The sequence below is a fragment of the Sutcliffiella horikoshii genome (assembly GCF_002157855.1).
GTDB lineage: Bacteria > Bacillota > Bacilli > Bacillales > Bacillaceae_I > Sutcliffiella_A > Sutcliffiella_A horikoshii_C.
The window spans coordinates 1,921,357-1,947,392 of record NZ_CP020880.1; the positions used below are offsets into that span (position 1 = coordinate 1,921,357).

The following is a 26,036-nucleotide window of genomic DNA, read 5'->3' on the forward strand; positions in this document are numbered from 1 at the left end:
AGGAGGAAATATAAAATGCCATTATTACAAAAAACAAGAACCATCAACGCTATGCTGCAAAGAGCAGCTGGTAAACCAGTTAACTTCAAGGAAATGTCGGAAACACTTTGCAATGTCATTGAAGCAAATGTTTTCGTATTATCCCGCCGTGGGAAGCTATTAGGCTATTCCATTAACCAACAGATTGAAAACGAGCGTATGATCAAGATGCTTGAAGACCGTCAATTCCCTGAAGAGTATACTAAGAACTTGTTCAATATCTCAGAAACATCTTCTAACCTGGATGTGGATAGTGAATATACAGCTTTCCCTGTAGAGAACAAGGAATTGTTTAAATCTGGTTTAACAACAATCGTTCCTATTATCGGTGGAGGGGAACGCCTTGGAACACTGATTCTTGCTCGTCTTCAAGAGCCATTCTCTGATGATGATTTGATTATGGCTGAATACGGCGCGACAGTTGTAGGTATGGAGATCCTACGTGAAAAATCGGAAGAAATTGAAGAGGAAGCAAGAAGCAAGGCTGTTGTTCAAATGGCAATCAGCTCCCTTTCTTACAGTGAGCTTGAAGCAATCGAGCATATCTTTGAAGAGCTTGATGGAAAAGAAGGCCTTCTTGTAGCAAGTAAAATTGCAGACAGAGTAGGAATCACTCGTTCTGTTATCGTAAACGCACTAAGAAAATTAGAAAGTGCCGGTGTTATCGAATCCCGTTCACTTGGGATGAAAGGTACTTATATTAAAGTGCTAAACGACAAGTTCCTTATGGAGCTTTCCAAACTAAAATCACATTAATGCTAAATATATAAAAAAGGGTCTGACTTTTATCTGCATTTCGCAGAAGAGTCAGACCCTTTTTATTTTATAGTGAGAAAGTTTATAAAACTGTTGATTTCCGTTCCAGGCGCTTCGCTTGCCTGCGGGCGGTCCGTGAGCCTCCTCGGCTGCGCCTGTGGGGTCTCACCTGTCCCTTCCTCTCGCGGGCGTCTGCGCGCCTTCCACTCCAATCAACAAGGTGACCTCATTCATTAAAGGGTTTATGAAAAGCCATCTAATATGGTTTACGTAATTTTCAGCTGTGGATTGGAGCAAATGGCGGAGACTCCAGCGGGGGAGTAACGGTTGGTTGAGACCCCGCAACGAAGTGAGGAGGCTCAAGCACCGTCCCGCGGAAAGCGAAGCCATTTGCGGAAAGGAACAGCGGCGTATAAGTTATTAGTAATTTTTCTATCCTAAAATAGCAATAGGTCTTTATGCCTATGGAGGAAAATGAGTCAAATTGACGATTTTTTTTAACAATTGACACATAGACATATCGGTTACCTTAATTTACAATAAAAACATACATACATATTTCGACAAAAATATATAATTCGTAACAAAAGATATATTTATGGGGGTACTAATGAAGATTTTTTCGACATCAATCCAAGCATTGGAAAAAGGTATACAGTATTCGGGTGCAAAACATAAAGCTATTTCACATAATATCGCAAACGTTGATACACCCAACTTTAAACGAAAAGAAATAAAACCGAACTTTGGTGAAACTTACCAAAGAGCACTTGAAGCAAATAAAACAGATGACAGACATAGAGAATTTTCCGGAAGTTCAAATAAAGCGTTTAAAATGGATAACACATCTTATTCCTACTCACATAATGGCAATAATGTCGACATAGATAAAGAAATGTCAGATTTGGCTGAAAATCAAATATATTATTACACATTAATTGATCAAATGAGCGGGAAGTTCCAATCCCTTCAAAACGTAATTAAAGGAGGGAGAGGATAATGTCCATGTTTAAAAGTATGAACATCTCGAGCTCCGCTCTTACCGCACAGAGGCTCAGAATGGATGTTATATCATCAAATATGGCAAACGTCGACTCAACCCGCGGGGAATACCGTAACGGGCAGTGGGAACCGTACAGAAGGAAGCTGGTAGAAACCGCACCGAAGGAAAACAGTTTCCAATCCTATTTACAAAAAGCCTCTGGAAATGGAAGTGGTTTTGGAAGTGGAGTGAAGGTAACTAGAATTAAAGAAGATGATGCTCCTTTCCGTGTAATGTTCGACCCAGAGCACCCGGACGCAAATGAAGACGGATATGTTGAACTGCCCAATGTCGATCCTTTAAAAGAAATGGTCGACCTTATGAGTGCATCAAGGTCCTATGAGGCGAATGTGACGGTATTTAATGCTTCAAAAGGTATTATGATGAAAACGTTGGAGCTTGGTAAATAAGTGGAGGTCATATAGATGATTACTAAAATAGCTAATTCTAATCAAATGGTTCAGAATCTAAATAGTGTTCAGAAAACGAGTGGGGATGTGCATCAACAGTTTTCTACCTATTTAAAAGATGCTTTAAATGAAGTGAACAATGCACAAGTTGCTTCCAATCAAATTACTACAAAGCTAGTTAATAATGAGGGAGTAGAGCTTCATGACGTGCTGATTGCTCAGCAAAAAGCAAGTGTAGCCATGTCGCTTACGATGGAAGTAAGAAACAAAGGCGTGGAAGCATATCAGGAAATTATGAGAATGCAAGTGTAGCCTAAAGGATATGGCTAAGTAACTCCGCTCAACCTTGATACATAAATAATTTTTGTCACCCAAGCGTGACTGTGATCTTACAGATAGAAAAATGCGGTTATTTACTGCATAACTTTGCTGCAAGATAATAACCGGGGGAATTGACGTAATGAAAGAGAGATTACAAGAGATAAAGACAAAAACTTTTTCCTTTTGGACTAGTAGAACGAAAGCTCAAAAGACAGCAATGCTCAGTACAGTTATCGTATCCATTTTTGCAATAGCTGCGATGGTGTACTTCCTGAATAAGACGGACATGGCTCCTCTATATAAAGATTTGACCGTGCAGGAAACAGGTCAAATTAAGGAAGTGTTAGATGGAAGAGGCATCCAATCGCAGATTACAAATAACGGTACCGCTATTTTGGTACCTCAACAATCAGTAGATTCATTGAAAGTGGAATTGGCTGCTGAGGGCCTTCCGAAAAGCGGTAGCATTGATTATGGTTTTTTTGGAGAAAGATCAGGGTTTGGAATGACAGATAATGAATTCCGAATAATGAAATTGGATGCCATGCAAACAGAACTTGCGAATTTGGTTAAAAGTATTGAAGGTGTGAAAGAAGCACAGGTCATGCTTAGTCTCCCTGAAGAAGGGGTGTTTGTAAGAGAGTCAACACAAGAGGCTTCAGCCTCCATCGTCATAGAAAACGATCCTGGGTATCAATTTGACCAGAATCATGTTAATGCGCTTTATCATCTTGTTTCAAAGAGTATTCCTAACTTAGCTACAGATAATATCGTCATCATGAACCAAAATTTTGAGTATTTTGATTTAAATAATAACCAGAGTTCCGGTAACACCTTTAATGCGTCCACGCAATTGGAGCTAAAGAAGGAAATTGAAAGAGACATCCAAAGGCAAGTACAGCAGATGTTAGGAATGATGATGGGTTACAACAAAGTAGTAGTTTCCGTAACCACTGACATTGATTTCACGCAGGAAGCAAGAGAAGAGAATAGGGTAACACCAGTTGATCCAGAAAACATGGAAGGAATTGCAGTAAGCGTTGAACGAATTACGGAGAGTTATACAGGTAGTGAAGACACTGCTGGTGGGGTTCCTGGAACTGGAGAAGCAGATATCCCTGCATATGTAGCCGGAGGAGGATCCGGCAGTGGCGATTATGAAAAAATGGAAGAAAGAATCAATAATGAAGTGAATCGAATCAGATCTGAAATTGTAGAAAGCCCTTATAAAGTTAGAGATTTGGGCATCCAAGTTATGGTTGAACCTCCTGTCGCTGATGACCCATTATCCATGCAGGAAAATACGATAAATGATATTAGACAAATACTAAGTACAATTGTCCGAACAACCATTGATAAAAATATGTTAGGGGAAGACCCTGAACTAGCTAACATTGATGAGAAAATTGTTGTTTCCGTTCAAGAGTTCAATGGAAAAGTAGAAATGGAAGAATCAACTGAATCTACAATTCCAACATGGGTATATATCGCTGCTGGAATTCTCTTAGCTGTCATCCTCTTGTTATTGTTCCTACTATTCAAACGAAGTAGTAAAGAGGAAGAGGAAGAAATAATGGTTACAGAAGAGGAAACTGTTCCATTCCAAGTGCCGGATATAAACAATGAAAAAGAGTCAGAAAGTTCAGCGCGCCGAAAACAACTAGAAAAAATGGCCAAAGAAAAGCCGGACGAATTTGCGAAACTTTTACGTTCGTGGTTGTCGGAATAGAAGGGAAGGGAGACGAATATGGCAAAAGCAACGCAGGCAAAAGCCTTTTCAAATAAGCAAAAGGCAGCCATCTTATTGATCTCGCTTGGTCCGGATGTTTCGGCTTCCGTTTACAAGCACTTATCAGAAGAAGAAATCGAGAAATTAACACTTGAAATCAGCGGTGTGCGTACAGTCGATTCTCATATTAAAGAGGATGTTCTGGAAGAGTTTCACCAAATCGCCCTTGCTCAAGATTATATATCTCAAGGAGGAATTGGTTACGCCAAAACAGTTTTAGAGAAAGCCTTGGGGAAAGACCAGGCTACAGCCATCATCACAAGGCTTACCTCTTCTTTGCAAGTTAAGCCCTTTGACTTTGCAAGAAAAGCGGATGCTTCTCAAATCCTTAATTTTATACAAAACGAACACCCACAAACGATTGCACTTGTCTTATCTTACTTGGAACCGACAAAGTCCGGTCAAATATTATCAGAGTTACCGCAAGAATTGCAGGCGGATATTGCAAAAAGGATTGCAGTCATGGACAGTACCTCACCTGAGATTATTAATGAGGTAGAGCAAATCCTTGAACGAAAGCTTTCTACTACCGTTACTCGGGATTATACAAACACTGGCGGAATTGACTCTGTCGTAGAAGTGTTAAATCAGGTAGACAGAAGTACAGAAAGAACCATCCTTGACTCCTTGGAAATTCAAGACCCTGAATTGGCAGAAGAAATCAAGAAACGCATGTTTGTATTCGAAGACATTGTTACGCTTGATAACATGGCCATTCAGCGAGTAATTCGTGACGTTGAAAATGAAGATATGATGCTTGCACTGAAGGTTGCAAGTGAAGAGGTCAAAGAGATTGTATTTAAGAATATGTCTAAACGAATGGTAGAAACCATGAAAGACGATATGGAATACATGGGTCCTGTTCGCTTGAAGGATGTTGAAGAGTCTCAATCTCGTATCGTAGGAATCATTAGAAAGCTTGAAGAAGCAGGGGAGATCGTCATTGCTCGTGGCGGAGGAGATGACATCATTGTCTAAGTTAATAAAATCTTTTTCTCTTAAAGAAGGAAATTCTCAATCTGTTGCTATAAAAGTTGCTCCGATTTTCAACAAGAAACAAACGGATGCAAATACAGAAACAGTACTTGGTCATAGTATAGAATCTATTAATCATGCCATAGAAAAGGCAAATCGTGAGGCTGCCGATATTTTGGAACAGGCATCCTTGGAACGACAAACTGCTGCAAAGAAGATTGAAGAGGACAAGAAAGCATGGGAGTCAGAGAAAGAATCTTGGATGCAAAAAGCATATGATAAAGGCCATGATCAAGGTTATCAAGCAGGGGAAAAAGAGGCACAAGCACTATATGAAGAGAAGCTTAACGAGGCAAATCAAATAATTGAACTTGCCCAATTGCATTATAATGAAAAACTTGACAGCTCATTGGAGTCCATCGTCAAGCTTGGTGTAAAAGTGGCTGAAAAGATTATTGGGTCTTCCTTGGATTCAGATCCTTCCACTTTTACGCAGTTGGTTCAAGCAGCCCTTAAAGAAGTAAAAGAAAAAGAGGATGTAAAAATTTATGTATGTCCTAAACAATACCCAACTCTTATGATGAATAAACAGATTTTGCAAAATATCATCAATAGCCAATTTGAACTTATTATCTATCCTGACTCAGAGTTGAAAGAAAACGGTTGCTGGATTGATTCTACTGCAGGAAGAATGGATGTATCTATTGATACTCAGTTGAAGGAAATTAAAGAACATCTTTTACAACTTGTAAGAGCGGAGTTGTAACCATGTTGACAATTGAGGAGTTACTGCAAGAAATAGACACGATGAATTCGTACAGGCGCTATGGAAAAGTAAAAAGAGTTATCGGTCTTATGATTGAGTCCAAGGGGCCAGAGAGCTCCATTGGGGATGTATGCAATATCATCATCCATAAAAAGAAAAAAAGAATTGTACAAGCGGAGGTCGTCGGCTTCAGAGATGACCACGTTATTTTAATGCCATTTACTGATATCCAGGATATTGGACCTGGATGTATGGTGGAGGCGACAAATAACCCTTTGGAAATTAGAATCGGTGAAGAGTTGAGGGGAAAGGTACTTGATGCACTGGGAAAACCTCTAAATCAAGAGGAGGAATTACCAGTCGGTTTAGGTAAATACCCTACAGACCAAGCACCCCCAAACCCAATGACGCGACCATCAATTACAGAAGAATTGGAAGTGGGAGTAAAAGTCATTGACGGCCTGCTTACAGTAGGCAAAGGGCAGAGGGTCGGGATTTTTGCTGGTAGTGGAGTTGGAAAAAGTACACTTCTTGGGATGATTGCACGAAATACTCATGCAGATATTAATGTGATAGCACTTATTGGGGAACGAGGCAGAGAAGTTCGAGACTTTTTGGAACGTGACCTTGGTCCTGAAGGGTTAAGTCGTTCCATCGTTATCGTGGCTACATCCGATCAACCCGCACTTATGCGGATAAAAGGGGCATATACGGCAACGGCCATCTCAGAGTATTTCCGAGATATGGGCTATAATGTCATGCTCATGATGGATTCAGTGACAAGGGTGGCAATGGCGCAAAGAGAGGTTGGTTTGGCAGTGGGAGAACCGCCGACCACCAAAGGTTATACACCCAGCGTATTTTCCATGCTTCCTAAATTGTTGGAAAGAACCGGCACAAACCAACACGGGTCCATCACGGCCTTCTACACAGTGCTGGTGGATGGGGATGACATGAATGAGCCCATAGCTGATACAGTTCGCGGGATACTTGACGGTCATTTTGTTTTAGATAGAGATCTTGCAAATAAGGGGCAATACCCGGCAATTAACGTGTTAAAAAGTGTGAGTCGGGTTATGAACCATATCGTCGATAATGAACATAAACGTGCAGCGGAATCCATGAGGGAAAAGCTTTCGAAATATTACCAAGCTGAAGACCTTATTAATATTGGGGCCTATAAGCGAGGAAGCTCCAGAGAAATCGATGATGCCATTCAATCCTACCCGGCCATCATAAACTATTTAAAACAAGAAGTGGATGATAGCTGGAAGTTTACTGATACAAAAAAAGAATTAACAAACTTAATGAAGTAGGTGGTAGGCATGTCTGTTAGAAGAGGCCGTTTAGAAAAGTTGTTGGTGGTGAAAAAAGCCGAAAAAGACCAGGCAAGTTCAGAATATCAAACGGCAATTTCACAGTTTGAAACAGAAGGCCAAACCTTATATGAATTATTAAAGAAGAAAGAGCAATTAGATGAAGTTTTGCAAGTTAGCCTCCAAACTGGAATACCAATAGAAACACTTAAACAGCAGCAATTCTTTATGGGGAACTTGGAAAAAAACTTGCTTCACCAACAAAAAAAAGTAAGCCATGCTAGGGCATTCATGAACTTAAAAGAAGAAAAACTAAAAGAACAATCGGTGGAATGTAAAAAATATGAAGTGTTGGATAACAAAGAAAAACTTTATTGGAAGCAAAATGATCTTAAAGTGGAGGCAACATTTATAGACGAACTCTCCATTCTTCAATATTCGCAACACACGAATAGGTGAATAAAAAATGAAAATAGAAAAACAAACAGAAGAAGTAGAAGAAAAATATACATTCCTGCAAAAGCTTTTGTATTTGTTTATCATTCCGCTTCTTTTCACACTTGTCATTGTACTGGGCTATCTGACGTATGAAGGGAAAAATGTATTTGAAGTTGCCCAATCTTTCCTCCCTGCCAAGGAAGAAGTGATTATTACTGAGGAAGAAAAAGAAGAAGAAGGGTCGTCATCTACAAAAAATGACAACACAAATTCCTCGCAAGAAATCATTCTCCTAGAAAGGCAAATTAGTGATAAAGAAAGGGAGATCACTAAGCTTGTTGCAAGTCTAGAAGAAGCGAATAGTAAAATAGAAGATTTAGAGAAACAACAACAAGAAATAAGATCTTCAACAAAAGAGTTGGCCAAGCTATATGAAGGAATGTCCACGAAAAAGGCTGCTCAAATCATAATAGAACTGGATGAAGATATGGCGCTCTTGATCTTAAATGAATTAAGCACCTCCAAAACATCTTCTATCTTAGGACAACTCGAACCAGAACAGGCAGCAAGATTTACGGAACTACTAGCCGATAAGGAATAGGTTTTTAGAAAGGAATGAAAGAAGTGAACTTTTTTGTAACTGGTGAAGCTTCTGCTTCCGTCGGTTCAAGCAAGAAAATGAGTCCAGACGGTATGAAAAAGTCAGAGCAACTAACCGAAAGTGTGTCGGACAGTTTCCGTTCAATCTTGTCTGAAAGTCTCCTTTCTGCCATGTTGTCCCTTTCTCAGTCTGATAGTGAGATGGTAGGAGAAGATAATGCCGCAGTGGAGAAATTGATGAAAGAAATGGATGACATCACAACATTGCAGCTTGCTATTCTTAATGAACTACAAGAGTGGCAAAACATGCAGACTGATTCAAATGAAAATAAAGAACTACCAGAAGAATATTTCCATTTGTTAGAAGATGTTATGGCGATGATGTCCCTCCTCTCAAATTTTGACGGCAATATTCAAGGAAAAGTCGATAAAAAGTTAATACAACCATTCACTCAGCTATCAGATAGAGTGATGATATTTATGAAAAGTTATATTACGCCAATGGATGAAAAGTCAGATCTACAAATGTCTACTAAAGAACAGTCAAACATACAGGATCTGTTAAAGGCAATAGATTCCAAGATGGGCAAGGTAGAACAGATGGTAAGGGCAGCGACCCCAACTTTTCCACCCACATCGGATTCGTCTTCATTGAAAACAGCTTTTATGCCTAGTGAATCCTTACTACAAAATGGTCCCGTTACGATGAACTTGTTGCAACAACCAAAACAGACGACCATCCAATGGGTAGTGGATACAACTTCAAATGAGGTTGCACGAGAACAATTGATGCAAAAGCTTGAAGGTATCTTGTCTAAAACAACTACAAGACTAGTTAACGGTAACCAGTCCATGACCATCCGGTTGGCTCCCGATCATCTTGGAACATTACATATAAAATTACAGGAAACCGAGAACGGTTTAGTCACTAAACTTATTGTTCATTCCAAGTCTGCTGCATCGCTTCTTGAGAGCGGTATTGCCAATTTGAAACAAACTCTTGCACAGGCGAATGCGAATATGGATAAGATTGAAATTGTGTTTTTAGATCAAGAGCAAAAGTTCACACAACAGCATAAAGGAACAAATGAAGAAAATTCCCAAGCAAAGCAATCTTTTAAGCAGAACAAGCAACAAGACGATTCCAATCAAACTTTTGAAGATGTCCTTTTAGAAGAGTTAGAAATAAAAATCCCTGAAGGTGAGAGAACATGACAAATACTATTTCATCTGATCTTTACATTCAGAACCGTCCGGTGGAAACATCTAATCAGAACAATGTGATGGGAAAAGACGATTTCCTACGTCTTCTTATTACCCAATTGCAAAACCAGGATCCATTAAACCCAATGGAAGACAGAGAATTTATTGCCCAAATGGCAAATTTCTCTTCTCTTGAACAAATGGCGAACTTGAATAAAAGCATGGAAGGTTTTATAGACACCCAGAATAAAATGAACGTACTCTCCCTGCAACAATATCTAGGCTCAGAACTTACTTGGCAGCACACATATATGGTGGAAGACGAACCATTTGTCGAAATGAAGAACGGTACGGTTACAAGTATCTCCATGCAAGATGGAAAGGCGAGACTTATCATGGATGATGGAAGTGAGATCACTGTAGAGCAAATCACAAAAGTGAATCAGTCTGGAGAGATCTCTCAAGGTGGAAATGCCTCCCTACTATCAGCAAGTCACCTAATTGGAAAAAAGGTTTCCATCACTTTAGGGGAAGAATCCTATGAAAACGTCATGGTTAACTCCGTATTTACCAAGGACGGAAAAATTCATCTCACAGTTACAGATGAGCGCTTGTCAGATAAAAAGATACCGCTTAATGCCATCCACCAAATTACACAATAAATAGTGATAGACCAGAAAGCAAAATGAGGGGGAAAAAGAATGTTACGTTCCATGTATTCAAGTATCGGAGCACTTAGAAACTTTCAAACAAAACTAGATGTGATTGGTAACAATATTGCAAACGTCAATACGTATGGCTTTAAAAAAGGAAGAGCTACTTTTCAAGAGATGATGGTCCAACAATTATCAGGTGCAAGCGGACCTGCAGCAGGAAAAGGTGGAGTTAATGCGAAGCAAATTGGACTAGGCTCCATGATTAGTACGATAGATACCATCCAAACTCAAGGGTCACTGCAAACCACTGCAAGACCACTTGATTTAGCCTTATCCGGAGATGGATTCTTCGCAGTAGCCTCCATTGCAGATGTTACAAGAGTGAATGTTGATAGTGACACCAACTATGGGGATAACAAGATACTAGGTGGTGCCGTTAACAATGCGGTAGCGATGAACTATACAAGGTCAGGTAACTTCTACCTTGATAATAATGGATACATCGTAAACTCAAACGGAATGTACATGGTTGGAGAAACAGGGGAGAAGCGAATTCCAAATGACCAAATCATGGAAGCGTCCAACGCTGCGTTGAATTCTGGGGAGATTTTCTTTGATGAATACAGGGACTTTAGAAATGACACGAACAAATTCCTAGACCTTTCAATGAAGTTCTTGGAAGCTCAACGAACATTTGAAGATGCTGAAAAAGCGAATCTGGAATCAGGCGGAAATGATCCTCAACTTGCAGCAGCGGCGACAGCAGCCGAAACCGCCAGAGATAATGCAGCAACCCAGTTCAATGATTTCAATACGGATATTTATGTGAATCAAAGAACTGCTTTTACAACTTCAGCCCAAAACATGAACGACGGGATAGACAGTTTTATTGGTGAAACTGGTGAAGTAGCATACAGAATGATTGACCCGGTTGTCCAAGACCCAACCATCCCGATGCCTACTGCAGCAACAGCCAATGTCAATGACCTTTCAAATCTTGTAAGCTATGCACAATCAGTCAAAACCAGCCTTGACACCGCATACAAGACTTTCGAGAATTTCATCGCCAAAGCTGAAATGATCCAACAACCTACATGGACAGATTCATTAAGCGGCAGCCCTGGTCTAATCCAAATTCCGCCTAATGCAAGAAGCTTCAGTATTTCCGGAGATGGAAAAGTGAACTTTATTGATCAGTTTGGAGATTTAAAAGTTGCAGGTCAGCTAATGTTAGCTAAATTTCCAAATGATGCTGGTTTAGAAAGAATTGGAGAAAATCTATTCCAACAATCCAACAACTCCGGAACAATGGATAAAAATGGTGATGGAATCCAGCTTGAGGAAATGTTTAAACCAGGTGACGATGGCGCTGCATCCATTATTTCCGGCACACTTGAAATGTCCAATGTGGACTTATCTGAGGAATTTACGGAAATGATCACGGCTCAAAGAGGGTTCCAAGCGAACACCAGAATCATCACGACATCAGATGAAATTCTTCAAGAGCTTGTCAATCTGAAGCGATAAAGGGGGAAGGGATGAGTTGGAATAACTTAGCCCGACTAAAATGATAAAGCTAACAAAGCTTAACGGGAAGCCTTTTGCGCTCAATGTCTGGTTGATTGAGCAGGTAGAGGAAACACCTGATACGATGATTACCTTAAATAATGGTAAAAAGGTGATAGTCAAAGAGAGAATGGAAGAAGTGGTCCTGCATTGCAAAGAGTTCTTCGCTCACATGCATCATGGAACACATTTGGAGGGTACAAAAGATGTTTCGCAATAAGTTACTTAATATCATGATCATTATCCTCCTTGGTATTTCACTTATAGGAGTAATTGCATTGGTTACTGTGGATAAGTTCTATGCGGATGAATCAACTGAAGAGCCCACCATTGATGAAATCATTAAATACTCCATTGATTTCGATGAAATGACAACGAACCTGCAAAGCGGGGGCTATGTCCGTTTGAAGATGAAAGTCCAAACAGATAGTAAAAAAGCGACGGAAGAACTATTGAAAAGGGATTTTCAGGTTCAAAACATCGTGATACACCAAATTGCCAGCAAGACTGCTTCTGATTTTGAAGGTGGAAAAGGTCTGACGCAACTGGAAGAGGAAATTCAACAAAAAATCAATGAAGTGATGCAGGACGGAGAAATCGTGAAAGTCTATACAACCTCCTTTCTCCTTCAAAATTAATCACCCAAGAGATTCATGTAAATTAGGAGGTGGTGGATATGTCGACAGAAGTGATGTCACAAAGTGAAATAGATGCGCTTCTTTCTGCCCTATCGACAGGGGAAATGAACGCCGAGGAGCTAAAAAAGGAAAATCAGGAGAAAAAGGTTAAAGTATATGACTTTAAAAGGGCACTTCGGTTTTCCAAAGATCAAATCAGAAATTTAACAAGAATTCATGAAAACTTTGCCAGATTGTTAACGACCTATTTTTCTGCTCAATTGCGAACCTACATACAAATCAGTGTGGCGTCTGTAGATCAGCTGCCTTATGAAGAATTCATTCGTTCTATCCCTAAAATGACCATTCTGAATGTATTTGAAGTGGCGCCGCTTGAAGGAAGGGTTGTTCTTGAAATAAACCCAACTATTGCTTATGCGATGCTTGACAGGCAACTTGGAGGCAAGGGAACGGGCGTTAATAAAGTGGACAGCTTAACAGAAATAGAAACAAAGCTTATGACCACTCTTTTTGAGGGAGCCATTGAGAACTTCGGCGAAGCATGGGATACAATAGCGGACATTCAACCATTTCTTTCAGATTTAGAAGTGAATCCGCAGTTTCTGCAATTAGTTTCTCCGAATGAAACAGTAATAGTAATATCCATGAATATTACGATCGGTGAAGTAACGGGGATGATCAATATATGTATTCCTCATGTAGTGCTAGAGCCAGTTATTCCTAAATTATCTGCTCACTATTGGATGGAAGAGAAAAACAAAGTGAGGCAGGATCATGAGATAGCTACTCTAGAAAAAGCGATCAGAGCCACTGCATTAACGGTTACGACTGAATTGGGACACTCAGAAATATCTTTTTCAGATCTATTGAACATAACAATTGGTGATGTACTTCCACTACAACAGAAAATAGATGAGCCCATAATTGTCAAAGTGGACAATAAACCTAGTTTTTATGGACAGGTCGGCCAGGTGAAGAAAAATATGGCCGTACAGATTTTAGAAAAAATCAAGGAGGGATACGAGGATGATGAGTGATGGAATGTTATCTCAAGATGAGATAGATGCGTTGCTTCGAGGTACAGATAGCAACAATGAAGAACCCCTCTTTGTTGATCTTAATATTGAAGAATATCTATCTACAATGGAGCAGGATGCGCTTGGTGAAATTGGCAATATATCGTTTGGCAGTTCCGCAACCGCTTTATCCACTTTATTGAATCAAAAAGTTCAAATTACAACACCAAAGGTTACTTTGGTAGAGAAAAGCAGATTGGAAAGTGAATTCCCAGATCCTTATGTAGCAATAAGAGTAAGTTACACAGAAGGGTTTTCTGGTTCTAACATACTGGTTGTTGAACAAAAGGATGCTGCTATCATTGCAGATCTGATGCTTGGAGGAACAGGGGAGAACCCTCAGAATGAATTTGATGAAATTCACTTGAGTGCCGTCCATGAAGCGATGAATCAGATGATGGGTTCTGCCGCTACTTCCATGTCGACTGTGTTCGCAAAAAAGATTGATATTTCACCTCCTTCTGTCATGTTGATTGATTTTAAAGCAGGAGATGGGACCAGTGAGATGCCAGAAGATGAACTGTTAATTAAGGTGGCCTTTTCCATTAAGATCGGCAAATTAATAGATTCATCCATCATGCAAATACTTCCCTATCCATTTGCAAAGAAATTAGTGGAAGAACTCCTGCACCGCGATGACGAAACCAATCAAGTTTCAGAAGTTATCCAGGAAACAGAAAAACCAACTAGTCAAGCAAATGAATCTTCCTATGAGCAACGGAATCAAGAACAAACAGCTTCCACTGCAGATTACTATCAAAGGGAAGAAGAGCGTTCGGTTACAGAAGCTCCTATTAGAGAACATGCATATGCAGGCGGGCATGAAAGGCCTAGCAATCCTGCACCAAGAACGCAGCAAGCAGTTAATGTACAACCTGCAGTCTTCTCGAGTTTTGAAACAACAACCGTGGAAGAATCTGAACCTAATAACTTAAATATGCTTTTGGATATACCTCTACAGGTTACGGTGGAACTAGGAAGAACGAAGCGTTCTGTCAAAGACATCCTTGAATTGTCAACAGGCTCCATTATTGAACTGGATAAGCTTGCAGGGGAACCGGTGGATATTCTTGTCAATAACAAACTTATCGCGCAAGGTGAAGTGGTAGTGATAGATGAGAGTTTTGGAGTAAGAGTAACAGATATTGTAAGTCAAACAGATAGAATTAGAAAACTTCGATAGATCCTAGGAGGAAATAACATGAGTAAAAGAATTTTAATTGTGGATGATGCGGCATTTATGAGAATGATGATAAAAGATATCCTGACGAAAAACGGCTATGACGTTGTGGGTGAAGCAGCGGATGGCGTGCAAGCGGTGGAAAAATACAAAGAACACCACCCAGACCTAGTTACTATGGATATCACTATGCCTGAAATGGATGGAATCACTGCCCTTAAAGAAATCAAAGCGATCAATCCAAATGCAAAAGTAATCATGTGTTCTGCAATGGGGCAACAAGCAATGGTCATTGATGCAATCCAGGCGGGTGCGAAAGACTTCATCGTAAAACCTTTCCAGGCGGATCGAGTGATTGAAGCTATCCACAAAACTCTTTCATAGAGGTGTCTGTTTTGTATGCCAACAAGATTTTACGTAGTTTACTAGTGGTGGCTCTTCTATTTTCACTGCCGATGACAGGCTTTGCGGCCGGTTTAGAAAATAGTGTAAAAAACGAATTAGACAAACAAAAAGCTGATCAAACAGAAGGAGAACTGAACACTCCTTCTGAAGGTGAACAGGATATTTTGGAGCAAAAGCCGCCATCTGTCTCCTTTTTTGATTTTATTAAAATGATATTCGCTCTGTTATTTGTATTGGCACTGCTCTATGGAGCGTTGAAACTAATCAATAGCAGAAACAAGTTAGATAGTGGACGGTCGGTTGAAAACATTGGTGGGACAAACCTCGGAAACAACAAATCTCTTCAACTTGTGAAAGTTGGAAACAGTGTGTTGGTTGTCGGGGTGGGAGACTCCATCAATCTGCTGAAAGAAATAACAGATGAACAAGAACGTGAACAACTTATTCAGTCTTACAGAGACCGTTCTGAGAATATGACAATTAATTCCGATAAGTTGTCAAGTATGGTGGAAAAGTTCAAAGGAATAAAGAAAACAAACAGCAAATCAAGCTTTTCCTCTCTTTTACAAGATCAATTAGGTCAATTATCTAAAGATCGGAAAAAGAAGTTGACTGAAATGGATGATAAAAAGGAGTATGGGCAATGACGGAATTCATGGGACTATTTAGCGGGAATGAAGCGTCGACTGTCTCCACATCCGTGCAACTATTATTATTACTGACTGTTTTCTCTTTAGCACCAGCGATACTTATTTTGATGACTAGTTTTACGAGGATAATTATTGTGTTATCGTTTGTCCGAACATCCCTTGCCACCCAATCAATGCCGCCAAACCAAGTTTTAATAGGCCTTGCATTGTTTTTGACATTTTTTATTATGGCACCAACATTTTCACAAGTGAACGATCAGGCTCTTCAGCCTCTTTTCAACGAAGAAATAACGCTTGATGAGGCGTATGAAAAAGCGAGCATTCCTTTAAAGGAATTCATGAGCAAACATACTAGACAAAAGGACCTGGCATTATTTATCGATTATGCAGGAATGGAAAGACCTGAGAGCATTGAAGATATACCGCTTACCGTTCTTGTACCGGCTTTTGCCATCAGTGAATTAAAAACCGCCTTTCAGATTGGCTTTATGATCTTTATTCCCTTCCTAGTCATTGACATGGTTGTCGCAAGTGTTTTGATGAGTATGGGGATGATGATGTTGCCGCCTGTTATGATTTCTTTGCCGTTCAAGATTTTATTGTTCGTCCTTGTGGACGGTTGGTATTTAATCGTGAAATCTTTATTGCAAACATTTTGAATGAGGTGTAAAAATGAGCCCGGAATTTGTAATATCTATGGCAGAAAGAGGAGTTTATACGATTCTATTAATTAGCGCACCTCTTCTGATATTGGCTTTAGTCGTGGGCTTAATTGTAAGTATCTTTCAAGCAACAACCCAGATCCAAGAGCAAACACTGGCTTTTATACCGAAAATTGTAGCGGTATTGGTGGGGTTGGTTGTTTTTGGTCCGTGGATGCTGTCCAACATGCTTTCCTATGCTTTGGAAATCTTCAATAATATTCACCGGTATGTGAGTTAGTCCCATGCTAGAATGGGTGAACTATTTTCCAGCATTTTTATTGGTTTTGACAAGAGTGACGGCATTCTTTGTCACCCTGCCACTCTTTTCTTATCGGAATGTACCTTCCACTTTTAAAGTGGGTCTCGGATTTTTCTTTGCACTTGTTATGTCCTTTTCGTTGGACCTCCCGATTATAGGGATTGATGGGACATATATTTTGTTGGTAATAAAAGAGTTGATGGTAGGGCTTTTGATAGGTCTGGTCGCATATATGGTCTTATCTGCCATTCAAATTGCAGGGGGATTCATCGACTTCCAAATGGGATTTGCGATTGCCAATGTCATTGATCCGCAGACAGGCATACAGAGTCCAATCATGGGCCAATTCTTTTATACATTCGCCTTGCTGCTTCTTTTGGCTGTTAACGGGCACCACTTAATGATGGATGGCATCTTTTACAGCTATGAAATGATAGCAGTTACGCAGGCATGGATACCACTTGGGGAAGCACAAGTATTTGAGTTTGTGCTCAAAACAATCAACACCATGTTTGTCATAGCGTTGCAACTAGCCATTCCAATAGTCGGTGTACTATTTTTAGTGGATGTGGCGCTAGGGATTGTCGCTAGGACAGTGCCGCAGCTTAATGTTTTTGTGGTAGGTCTTCCTTTGAAGATAGGGGTAAGTTTTATTACGATCATATTCTCTCTCACCATCCTTTTCACCCTGTTTTATAAGCTTTTTGAACTCATGCTTTATACCATGAGAGGCTTATTGGAATTGCTTGGAGGTATCTAGATGACAAATTGGGTTAGGTTAGACCTGCAATATTTCAGTGGTGAAAAGACGGAGAAAGCTACACCGAAAAAGAAGCAGGATACAAGGAAAAAAGGGCAGGTTGCCAAAAGTGCAGATGTAAATACTTCCTTCGTATTAATTGCAGTTTTCTTATGTCTGTTTGCTATCGGCCCTTGGATGAAGGAAGAAGTATTGAAGCTGTTTGAGCATTCCTTCCGTGTTTATCTGCTCGAGGAAGTGACTGTCCAAAAAGTTCATATGATATTTCTGGAGTTGATTATGCAATTGATCTGGATCATCGGACCAATTATGCTAGCTGCTCTTCTTGGAGCAGTCATAGCAAATTATCTACAAGTAGGTCCATTATTCTCGACAGAAGCGATACATATGAAACTCAATAAGTTGGATCCAATACAAGGATTCAAACGGATTTATTCCGTTCGCGCCATAGTCGAATTCGTTAAGTCCATGCTGAAAATTGTTTTTGTAGGGATCATAACTTTTTCTATTTTGTGGATGAGTTTAGAAGAAGTGCTGATTCTTTCTCAAAAGAATTTACATGATGCGTTTGCCTTCTTGGGGACCTTGACCGTGAGAATGGGTTTGTTTGCAGGAGGAGCGTTGCTGTTTTTATCCATTTTCGATTATTTATATCAAAAGTATGATTATGAAAAAAACATCCGAATGTCTAAGCATGATGTAAAAGATGAGTATAAAAAAGCGGAAGGTGACCCGCTTATTAAATCAAAAATCAAGCAAAAACAACGCGAAATGGCGATGCAGAGGATGATGCAAGAGGTTCCTCAGGCAGATGTCATCATTACAAATCCGACCCATTATGCGATTGCATTGAAATATGATGAATCAAAAGGTGATGCGCCGATTGTTCTTGCTAAAGGCGTGGATTATGTCGCTAAAAAGATTAAAGAGAAAGCAAAAGAGCATAACATTGTCACAGTGGAAAATAAACCGCTGGCAAGGTCACTTTATAGCCAGGCTGAAATAGGAGATGCCATCCCTGAAGAATTTTTTCAGGCAGTAGCGGAGATTCTGGCATATGTTTATCGATTACAAAATCAAGTGAAATGATGGTTGAAAGAAAAGGAGAGATAGAAGTTCATGTCAGCTAAAGATTTATCCGTATTACTTAGTGTCATTTTGATTATTGCCATGTTAATTATTCCTTTTTATCCATGGATGCTAAGTATTTTTATCATTATTAATATCTCCCTTGCTCTAATTGTCCTATTAACAACCATGAATATTCAAGAGCCGTTGCAATTCTCCATATTTCCGTCCTTGCTTTTATTACTAACACTATACAGGTTAGGTCTAAACGTTTCTACGACAAGATCCATTCTGAGTGAAGGTACTGCGGGTACTGTTGTAGAAACGTTTGGAACATTCGTGGTAGGTGGCAATGTGGTCGTTGGACTTGTTGTATTTATCATTTTGGTGGTTATACAGTTTGTTGTTATTACGAAAGGTGCAGAACGTGTCTCAGAGGTGGCTGCACGTTTTACATTGGATGCAATGCCAGGGAAACAAATGAGTATTGACGCAGACCTGAACGCAGGAATGATTTCTGAACAAGCAGCAAAAGAGAGACGTGAAAAAATAGCAAAAGAAGCAGACTTCTACGGAGCGATGGACGGGGCCAGTAAGTTTGTGAAAGGTGACGCCATAGCAGGGATTATCATCGTATTCATCAATGTAATCTTCGGTATTGTTATCGGGATGGCTCAGATGGGATTGAGTTTTGCTGAATCTGCTCAAAAATTTACGCTTCTAACGGTAGGGGATGGAATTGTATCTCAAATTCCTGCCCTGCTGATAGCAACTGCTACAGGTATCGTGGTTACAAGGGCGGCATCTGAGGGGAATCTTGGTGGAGATATTACGAAACAGTTGTTTGCCTATCCGCAGATGCTTTATGTTGCTGGAACCACCATTCTCCTTCTTGGTATTGCTACTCCGATTGGTCCGTTATTAACAGCACCAATTGCGTCTCTTATCATCGTAGGTGGCTATATGATAAGCCAAAAGCAAAAAGCAGACATTGTCGTGGAAGAGGAAACGGAAGAGGAAGTAGTGACAGATGAATTGAGGAGTCCTGACAGTGTGGTCAACCTTTTATCTGTCGACCCGGTAGAATTTGAATTCGGTTATGGATTGATTCCATTGGCAGATTCCAAGCAGGGGGGAGACTTGCTAGATAGGATAGTCATGATAAGACGCCAACTAGCACTTGAGCTTGGGTTAGTCATCCCTGTTGTTCGCATCCGGGATAATATTCAGCTGCAACCCAACGAATACCGTTTAAAAATCAAAGGAAATGAAGTCGCAAAAGGCGAGCTATTGCTTGATCACTACCTTGCTATGAGCCCAGGAATGGATGAAGACAGCATTGAAGGAATTGATACGATAGAACCTTCCTTTGGTCTCCCAGCAAAATGGATAAGCGAGGATATGAAGGATGAAGCAGAAATGTATGGCTATACCGTTGTAGATCCTCCTTCAGTGGTATCAACACATATTACAGAAAAAATGAAACAACATGCTTACGAACTTCTTGGTAGGCAGGAAACAAAACAACTTGTCGATCATTTGAAAGAAAGTACGCCAATTTTAGTGGAAGAGGTAACACCTTCGCCACTTTCCATTGGGGATGTTCAAAAAGTCCTTGCCAAACTTCTTAAAGAAAACGTATCGATTAGGAACCTGCCTATTATTTTTGAAACGTTGGCAGATTACGGGAAGATGTCAGCAGACACAGACCTTCTGACAGAGTATGTAAGACAAGCACTAAGTAAACAGATAACCAATCAATATGCCGTTGGAAATGAGACGTTTAAGGTCGTTACATTGGCAGGCAGGGTGGAAAAACTGATTGCTGATCACATTCAACAAACAGAACATGGCAACTTCTTATCCCTTGACCCAAATGTATCAATGGAAATTGTCCAAAAGGTTGGCGAGCAGATGGAACAGTTCTCTGTTTATGAGCAATCACCGATCCTATTATGCTCTCCGGCTGTCAGGATGTATGTGAAGCAAATGCTAGATCGATATTTACCGCAAGTACCTGTTCTGTCTTATAACGAATTGGAAGCAAGCATAGAAGTACAAAGCATCGGGGTGGTGAATGTGGAAGGATGAAAGTGAAAAAATATAAGGCCGAGAATATGCAACAAGCTATGCAACTGGTCCGGCTTGAATTGGGAGATGATGCGGTCATCCTTAATTCCAAAGCAGTTAAAACATCAAGATTTTTTGGGCTCCTTTCCAAAAAGGGAGTGGAAGTGATAGCAGCAGTGGATGAAGATTTATCTGACCAGACGCTGAAAACAAAAAATATCCCAATTCAACCTGAGGGAATTTCAGATTCCAAGCAAAAAATCTCTACTCCAGCAGCCTCAAGACTAGAGCAAGATAAACTTTTTGACAGCATACAAGAAATGAAGAAAATGATGAAAAGCTTAACCCAAGAAAAGCAAAGGGACCCATCGTTGCCGGATTTTTTCTTCCATTTGGAAGAAAAGCTCTTAAAAAGTGAAATTAGCACCCTCCATGTAGAAGAGATAATGGAAATCATTTATGAAAAATGGCTGGAAAATAAAACAATGACAGATAAATCTTTGTTGAAACTGTTGGAAACGGAAGTGCTTCAGTCTTTAGAAGAGGTATCTTTTGTTCAAGATTCTTACGAAAAGAAGTTTATCTGTCTAGTAGGCCCAACAGGAGTCGGTAAAACAACAACATTGGCAAAGCTTGCTGCCGACGCATCCCTTAAAAAGGGGAAATCAATCGGTTTCATTACAACAGATACTTACCGTATCGCTGCAATCGAACAATTAAAAACGTACGCAAGCATTCTAGATGCACCAATTGAAGTTTGTTATTCCGCCGAGGACTTTTTGGCAGCTAAAAACAAGCTGTCCCATTTGGATGTCGTCTTTATCGATACAGCTGGAAGAAATTTTCTAAACGAACGATTTGTAGAAGAATTGAAGGAAGTACTGGATTTTAAAGAGGAAATGACGACTTTCTTGGTTTTATCCCTTACTTCCAAAATGTCTGATATGAAAAAAATAACGGACCAGTTTTGGAATGTGGGAATCCATCAATTCATTTTTACTAAAAAAGACGAAACAACCTCGATTGGTTCGATGTACGAGATATCCAGAACGTATCAAAAAGGTGCTGCGTTTGTAACAGATGGCCAAAATGTTCCTGAGGACCTTATTCCGTTCACGAAAGAACTGATGGTTCGCACGATCATGGAGGAAATTGGGGAATGAATGATCAGGCAAGAGCTTTAAGGGAACAAGTGAAAAGATCAAAAGAAAGTCCGCAAGAAGACCCTGCCATAAGACAAGAAGCAAGGGCCATTGCGGTGATGAGCGGAAAAGGTGGGGTCGGCAAGTCGAATTTCTCATTGAACTTCTCCTTATCCCTGCAAAAAAAAGGCTATAACGTTTTACTTTTTGATATGGACATAGGGATGGCCAATATTGACATTCTACTGGGAGTTACGCAAAGATACAGCATTCTGCACCTTTTTGAACGGAACCTTCCATTAGAAGAGATTGTTCAAAAAGGGCCAGAAGGATTATCATATATTGCCGGTGGTTCCGGCTTAAAAGATATATTTCATTTTGATGATCAAAAAAGAAATCATTTTCTCTCTCAGCTTCAACGATTGTCCATTCAATATGATTACATTATTTTTGATATGGGAGCAGGGATTACAAATGAAAGTTTGCAATTAATCTTGTCCTGTAACGAAATAATCTTGATTTCAACATGCGAACCTACCGCAATGACAGATGCTTACTCTGCCATGAAATTTATCCACAACCACGATCAAAATATACCTTTTCAGTTGGTGGTCAATCGTGCGATAAGTGCAAAACATGCCACAAATACTGCTGTAAGGCTACAATCTGTTTCTCGAAAATTCTTGAACAGAAGCCTTTCCCATTTGGGGTCGTTACCTGACGATAAGTATGTGACGTTAGCTGTGATGGAACAAACTCCATTTGCATTAAGATTTCCCAACAGTCATGTAAGTCGTGCTGTCCAAGACATTGCTTCAAATTATTTACGTGGACAGGACACTAATTCCACCAAGAAAACGAACTCATTTATACATAAGCTGCGACGACTGTTCGGTTAGCGTTATGGGAAGGAAGGCGTTTAGCATGAACAAAGTGAAAGTACTTATTACAGATGACTCCATTTTTATGCGAAAGCTATTATCCGATCTATTGGAAAAACATCCTGAGATAGAGGTAATAGCCACTGCTAAAAACGGAAAAGAAGCTATTGAGAAAATTAAAGAGTACTCTCCTGATGTTATAACGTTGGATGTAGAGATGCCACAGATGAATGGCTTACAGGCACTAGAGGTCATTATGAGAGAACATCCGGTTCCTACTATTATGCTATCAAGTACAACAACAGAGGGTTCCTTAAATACGATCATTGCAATGGAACAAGGTGCAGTAGATTTCGTTGCCAAACCCTCAGGTGCCATTTCACTTGACATACATAAAGTGAAAGAGGAACTAATCGAAAAAATTCTGCTTGCATCCAGATCAAACATCTCTCTTTTCAAGCAACCTATAAAAAAAGAGAAGGAAATACTTTCCTCTCAGAGTTTTTATAGTAAAATAGACCTATTGGAAAAGGCGGGTAAGCGTGATGCAGTGGTTTGTATCGGAACATCCACTGGAGGTCCACGTGCGTTGCAAACACTTCTTACGGCGCTTCCTAAATCTTTTCCTGCACCACTATTTATTGTTCAGCATATGCCAAAACATTTTACCAAGTCACTTGCAAATAGACTAAACTCCATTTGCGAAATAACAGTAGTTGAGGCTGTACATAATCAAAAAGTGGAAAAGGGGACCGCATATATCGCACCGGGAGATTTTCATATGGAAGTGATAAAGCGTGCAGGAAGCCTCTTCATTCATCTTCATGAAGCCCCTCCTATTCGGGGTCACCGTCCTTCTGTAGACACATTATTCCGTTCCATTGGGAATCTTGAAACCTATCAAAAAATCGCTGTGATCCTAACGGGCATGGGGAATGATGGAACAGCCGGATTAAAGCAATTAAAGGAAAATGGAAAAACGGAAACAGTGGCACTTGCTGAGTCAGAAGAATCATGTATCGTTTATGGCATGCCAAGGGCCGCAATACATTCAGGTATGGTAGATGAAGTACATCATCTAAAAGATATGTCAAAGAGAATTAACCAATACATTTTGTCTTAGGGGTGCAATGAATGGACTTAAACCAATATTTAGATATTTTTCTTGAAGAGAGCAAAGAACATTTACAAACTATCAATAATCAGCTATTAGAGTTGGAGAAACACCCTGCCAACATTGAGATTGTTAATGAGATTTTCCGGTCTGCGCATACCCTCAAAGGCATGTCTGCCACAATGGGTTATGAAGATCTGGCAAGCCTTACCCATCAGATGGAAAATGTTCTTGATCTTATTCGTAATGAAAAATTAAATGTTACCACCAACCTGTTAGATATTATATTTCGTTCCGTTGAATACCTGGAGGAAATGGTGCTTTCTATTTCAGAAGGTGGAGATGGAAAGAAAGATGTCAAAGAAGTGGTTGCCCTGCTTATTAAAATTGAGAAGGGGGAAGAATATTCCTTGCCCACAAACTCTAAGGAACAAAAATCTCCAGAGCATTTTTATGATTCCTATGAGATTACGATATTGCAACAATCAGAGGAACAGGGATACACACCATATGAAGTAACAATCACTCTTCGACAAGACTGTCTATTAAAAGCAGCAAGAGTGTTCATGGTTTTTGAAGTGGTGGAGGGGATGGGAGAAGTCATCAAGTCAAATCCTTCCGTTGATCTCTTAGAAGAAGAGAAGTTTGAAAATAGTTTCCAAATTACGATGGTTTCAAAAGAAGAAGTAAGTAGTATCAAAGAAAAGATAATGAAGGTATCTGAGCTTGAAAAGGTAAATGTCATTAAGCTAGATACACAACTTCTTGTAACTTTCGACGGCGAAAGTTCCGTAGAAGCAGCTGTAGAAGAAATAACTTCAGCACAAGTAGAAGCGGCTCCAACAACCTCAGTGTTGGAAAAAAAGGAAGAGAAGTCAACTCCAGTCAAGGGGACCCCGGGATCCAATAAAACAATCCGGGTTAGCATTGATCGTTTAGACGGTTTAATGAACTTGTTTGAAGAGCTTGTCATAGACAGAGGCAGATTAGAACAAATCTCTAAGGATTTGAATGAGCAGGAATTAATTGAAACTGTGGAAAGAATGTCCCGAATCTCTAATGATTTACAAAATATTATCCTAAATATGCGTATGGTCCCAATAGAAACAGTCTTTAACCGCTTTCCTAGAATGGTAAGGCAATTGGCCAGAGATCTAGGGAAAAAGGTGGACATTGAAATTATAGGAGCGGAAACAGAGCTTGATAGAACCGTGATGGATGAAATAGGAGACCCTCTTGTTCATTTATTGCGCAATGCCATAGACCATGGCATTGAGATCCCGGAGATTAGAAGTCGTAATGGAAAGCCGGAAGAAGGCAAAATAACGCTAAAAGCGTATCATAGCGGAAATCATGTTTTTATTGAGATCATGGATAATGGTGCCGGTATTTCGAAAGAAAAGGTTCTTAACAAAGCCATCAGTAAGGGTGTCATTACTCAACAAGAAGGGGAAAGATTAAGTGAACAAGAAGTGTATCAACTTATCCTTTCTTCCGGCTTTTCCACAGCAGAAGTAATTTCTGACATATCCGGCCGCGGCGTAGGACTTGATGTGGTGAAAAATACGATAGAGTCGTTAGGCGGGAAAATCACCATTGATTCCCTTGAAGGAGCAGGTACAACATTTTCCATCCAGCTACCGTTAACACTTTCCATCATCTCCGTTTTATTAACGGAAATTGAGAACGAAAAATATGCGATTCCTTTATCTTCTATTATAGAGACTGCCATTATAAAAAAAGAGGAAATCCTGACGGCACATAACCAGGAAGTCATTGATTTCAGGGGTAAAATTGTACCTGTAGTCTACTTGGAAAAAGTATTCGAGGTTCATAAGCAGCAAGTAGAACCTCCAGACTTTTATTCACTTGTCTTGGTGAAAAAAGGTGAAAAAATTGCCGCATTAGTGGTTGATTCCTTCATAGGACAACAAGAGGTCGTTCTTAAGGGACTAGGACAATACCTGAACTCTACCTTTGCAATCAGCGGAGCAACCATCCTCGGAGACGGCCAAGTAGCACTAATCGTAGACTGTAATGCTTTAATTAAATAAAGACCCTAGCTGTTGATTGGAGCAAAAGGCGAAGACTCCTCGAAAATGCTACGCATTTTCTTCGTGCGATGTTTCGCTGCCGTAGCCTTCCTTGTCCTGAGGGAGATAGCGCTAGGTGGAGACCCCGCAGGCTTGCCGAGGAGGCTCTCGTCAGCCCC

At 40.0% G+C, this 26,036-nt stretch carries 28 protein-coding genes; all 28 read left to right on the plus strand.

From position 1 onward, the window contains the following. Positions 1-15: 15 nt before the first annotated feature. The 28 genes from codY to B4U37_RS10080 all read left to right on the plus strand — a co-directional run bounded on the left by codY (position 16) and on the right by B4U37_RS10080 (position 25,878). Positions 16-795: a GTP-sensing pleiotropic transcriptional regulator CodY gene (gene codY, locus B4U37_RS09945; protein ID WP_010193394.1), complete on the plus strand. Its 780-nt coding sequence runs from the start codon at positions 16-18 to the stop codon at positions 793-795. 610 nt (positions 796-1,405) lie between these two features. Then, positions 1,406-1,795, plus strand: coding sequence for a flagellar basal body rod protein FlgB (flgB, locus tag B4U37_RS09950; RefSeq protein WP_010193391.1), 390 nt, complete (start codon positions 1,406-1,408; stop codon positions 1,793-1,795). After that, positions 1,795-2,247, plus strand: a complete 453-nt coding sequence (gene flgC / locus B4U37_RS09955) for a flagellar basal body rod protein FlgC (RefSeq protein ID WP_010193390.1) — start codon at positions 1,795-1,797, stop codon at positions 2,245-2,247. The genes flgB and flgC overlap by 1 nt, the downstream gene beginning before the upstream one ends. A gap of 45 nt (positions 2,248-2,292) precedes the next feature. Next, on the plus strand, positions 2,293-2,559 hold the full coding sequence (fliE, locus tag B4U37_RS09960; RefSeq protein ID WP_392396760.1) for a flagellar hook-basal body complex protein FliE: 267 nt from the start codon (positions 2,293-2,295) through the stop codon (positions 2,557-2,559). Between the two features lie 148 nt (positions 2,560-2,707). After that, positions 2,708-4,297, plus strand: a complete 1,590-nt coding sequence (fliF, locus tag B4U37_RS09965; protein WP_010193388.1) for a flagellar basal-body MS-ring/collar protein FliF — start codon at positions 2,708-2,710, stop codon at positions 4,295-4,297. 18 nt (positions 4,298-4,315) lie between these two features. Further along, positions 4,316-5,335 carry a flagellar motor switch protein FliG gene (gene fliG, locus B4U37_RS09970; RefSeq protein ID WP_010193387.1) on the plus strand — a complete coding sequence of 340 codons (1,020 nt, stop codon included), beginning with the start codon at positions 4,316-4,318 and terminating at the stop codon, positions 5,333-5,335. Next, a complete protein-coding gene (fliH, locus tag B4U37_RS09975; protein WP_157663760.1) occupies positions 5,328-6,098 on the plus strand; it encodes a flagellar assembly protein FliH in 771 nt (256 codons plus the stop codon). The genes fliG and fliH overlap by 8 nt, the downstream gene beginning before the upstream one ends. A gap of 2 nt (positions 6,099-6,100) precedes the next feature. Continuing rightward, entirely contained in the window at positions 6,101-7,414 is a 1,314-nt protein-coding gene (gene fliI, locus B4U37_RS09980; protein WP_010193384.1) for a flagellar protein export ATPase FliI, read from the plus strand. Between the two features lie 9 nt (positions 7,415-7,423). Further along, a complete protein-coding gene (fliJ, locus tag B4U37_RS09985; RefSeq protein ID WP_010193382.1) occupies positions 7,424-7,873 on the plus strand; it encodes a flagellar export protein FliJ in 450 nt (149 codons plus the stop codon). Positions 7,874-7,880: 7 nt separating this feature from the next. Then, complete coding sequence (locus B4U37_RS09990; protein WP_010193381.1) at positions 7,881-8,453, plus strand: MotE family protein; 573 nt, start codon at positions 7,881-7,883, stop codon at positions 8,451-8,453. Positions 8,454-8,467: 14 nt separating this feature from the next. Beyond that, a complete protein-coding gene (locus B4U37_RS09995; RefSeq protein WP_088018106.1) occupies positions 8,468-9,667 on the plus strand; it encodes a flagellar hook-length control protein FliK in 1,200 nt (399 codons plus the stop codon). Next, positions 9,664-10,317, plus strand: coding sequence for a flagellar hook assembly protein FlgD (gene flgD, locus B4U37_RS10000; RefSeq protein WP_088018107.1), 654 nt, complete (start codon positions 9,664-9,666; stop codon positions 10,315-10,317). The genes B4U37_RS09995 and flgD overlap by 4 nt, the downstream gene beginning before the upstream one ends. A gap of 39 nt (positions 10,318-10,356) precedes the next feature. Further along, positions 10,357-11,838, plus strand: coding sequence for a flagellar hook-basal body complex protein (locus B4U37_RS10005; protein WP_010193376.1), 1,482 nt, complete (start codon positions 10,357-10,359; stop codon positions 11,836-11,838). Positions 11,839-11,878: 40 nt separating this feature from the next. Next, complete coding sequence (locus B4U37_RS10010; RefSeq protein ID WP_010193375.1) at positions 11,879-12,097, plus strand: flagellar FlbD family protein; 219 nt, start codon at positions 11,879-11,881, stop codon at positions 12,095-12,097. After that, the gene (fliL, locus tag B4U37_RS10015; protein WP_010193373.1) at positions 12,084-12,515 is read left to right on the plus strand and encodes a flagellar basal body-associated protein FliL; all 432 of its coding nucleotides are present in this window, start codon (positions 12,084-12,086) and stop codon (positions 12,513-12,515) included. The genes B4U37_RS10010 and fliL overlap by 14 nt, the downstream gene beginning before the upstream one ends. 38 nt (positions 12,516-12,553) lie before the next feature. Beyond that, a complete protein-coding gene (fliM, locus tag B4U37_RS10020; RefSeq protein ID WP_010193371.1) occupies positions 12,554-13,552 on the plus strand; it encodes a flagellar motor switch protein FliM in 999 nt (332 codons plus the stop codon). After that, positions 13,542-14,774: a flagellar motor switch phosphatase FliY gene (gene fliY / locus B4U37_RS10025; RefSeq protein WP_010193370.1), complete on the plus strand. Its 1,233-nt coding sequence runs from the start codon at positions 13,542-13,544 to the stop codon at positions 14,772-14,774. Before fliM ends, fliY begins: the two co-directional genes overlap by 11 nt. Before the next feature lie 18 nt (positions 14,775-14,792). Further along, positions 14,793-15,155, plus strand: a complete 363-nt coding sequence (locus B4U37_RS10030; RefSeq protein WP_010193369.1) for a response regulator — start codon at positions 14,793-14,795, stop codon at positions 15,153-15,155. 2 nt (positions 15,156-15,157) lie between these two features. Beyond that, the gene (locus B4U37_RS10035) at positions 15,158-15,823 is read left to right on the plus strand and encodes a flagellar biosynthetic protein FliO (RefSeq protein WP_157663761.1); all 666 of its coding nucleotides are present in this window, start codon (positions 15,158-15,160) and stop codon (positions 15,821-15,823) included. Beyond that, positions 15,820-16,485 (plus strand): flagellar type III secretion system pore protein FliP, encoded by a 666-nt coding sequence (gene fliP, locus B4U37_RS10040; RefSeq protein ID WP_088018109.1) that lies wholly within the window; start codon positions 15,820-15,822, stop codon positions 16,483-16,485. The genes B4U37_RS10035 and fliP overlap by 4 nt, the downstream gene beginning before the upstream one ends. A 13-nt stretch (positions 16,486-16,498) precedes the next feature. Next, on the plus strand, positions 16,499-16,768 hold the full coding sequence (gene fliQ, locus B4U37_RS10045; RefSeq protein WP_010193366.1) for a flagellar biosynthesis protein FliQ: 270 nt from the start codon (positions 16,499-16,501) through the stop codon (positions 16,766-16,768). 4 nt (positions 16,769-16,772) lie between these two features. Beyond that, on the plus strand, positions 16,773-17,549 hold the full coding sequence (gene fliR / locus B4U37_RS10050) for a flagellar biosynthetic protein FliR (RefSeq protein WP_010193365.1): 777 nt from the start codon (positions 16,773-16,775) through the stop codon (positions 17,547-17,549). Then, complete coding sequence (gene flhB, locus B4U37_RS10055; protein WP_088018110.1) at positions 17,550-18,638, plus strand: flagellar biosynthesis protein FlhB; 1,089 nt, start codon at positions 17,550-17,552, stop codon at positions 18,636-18,638. A gap of 30 nt (positions 18,639-18,668) precedes the next feature. Continuing rightward, positions 18,669-20,708, plus strand: coding sequence for a flagellar biosynthesis protein FlhA (gene flhA / locus B4U37_RS10060; protein ID WP_010193363.1), 2,040 nt, complete (start codon positions 18,669-18,671; stop codon positions 20,706-20,708). 2 nt (positions 20,709-20,710) lie between these two features. After that, the gene (gene flhF, locus B4U37_RS10065; RefSeq protein ID WP_157663762.1) at positions 20,711-21,850 is read left to right on the plus strand and encodes a flagellar biosynthesis GTPase FlhF; all 1,140 of its coding nucleotides are present in this window, start codon (positions 20,711-20,713) and stop codon (positions 21,848-21,850) included. Continuing rightward, positions 21,847-22,728 carry a MinD/ParA family protein gene (locus B4U37_RS10070; RefSeq protein WP_088018112.1) on the plus strand — a complete coding sequence of 294 codons (882 nt, stop codon included), beginning with the start codon at positions 21,847-21,849 and terminating at the stop codon, positions 22,726-22,728. Before flhF ends, B4U37_RS10070 begins: the two co-directional genes overlap by 4 nt. Before the next feature lie 25 nt (positions 22,729-22,753). After that, entirely contained in the window at positions 22,754-23,833 is a 1,080-nt protein-coding gene (locus B4U37_RS10075; RefSeq protein ID WP_010193356.1) for a protein-glutamate methylesterase/protein-glutamine glutaminase, read from the plus strand. 11 nt (positions 23,834-23,844) lie between these two features. After that, positions 23,845-25,878: a chemotaxis protein CheA gene (locus tag B4U37_RS10080; RefSeq protein WP_088018113.1), complete on the plus strand. Its 2,034-nt coding sequence runs from the start codon at positions 23,845-23,847 to the stop codon at positions 25,876-25,878. Positions 25,879-26,036 lie beyond the last annotated feature (158 nt).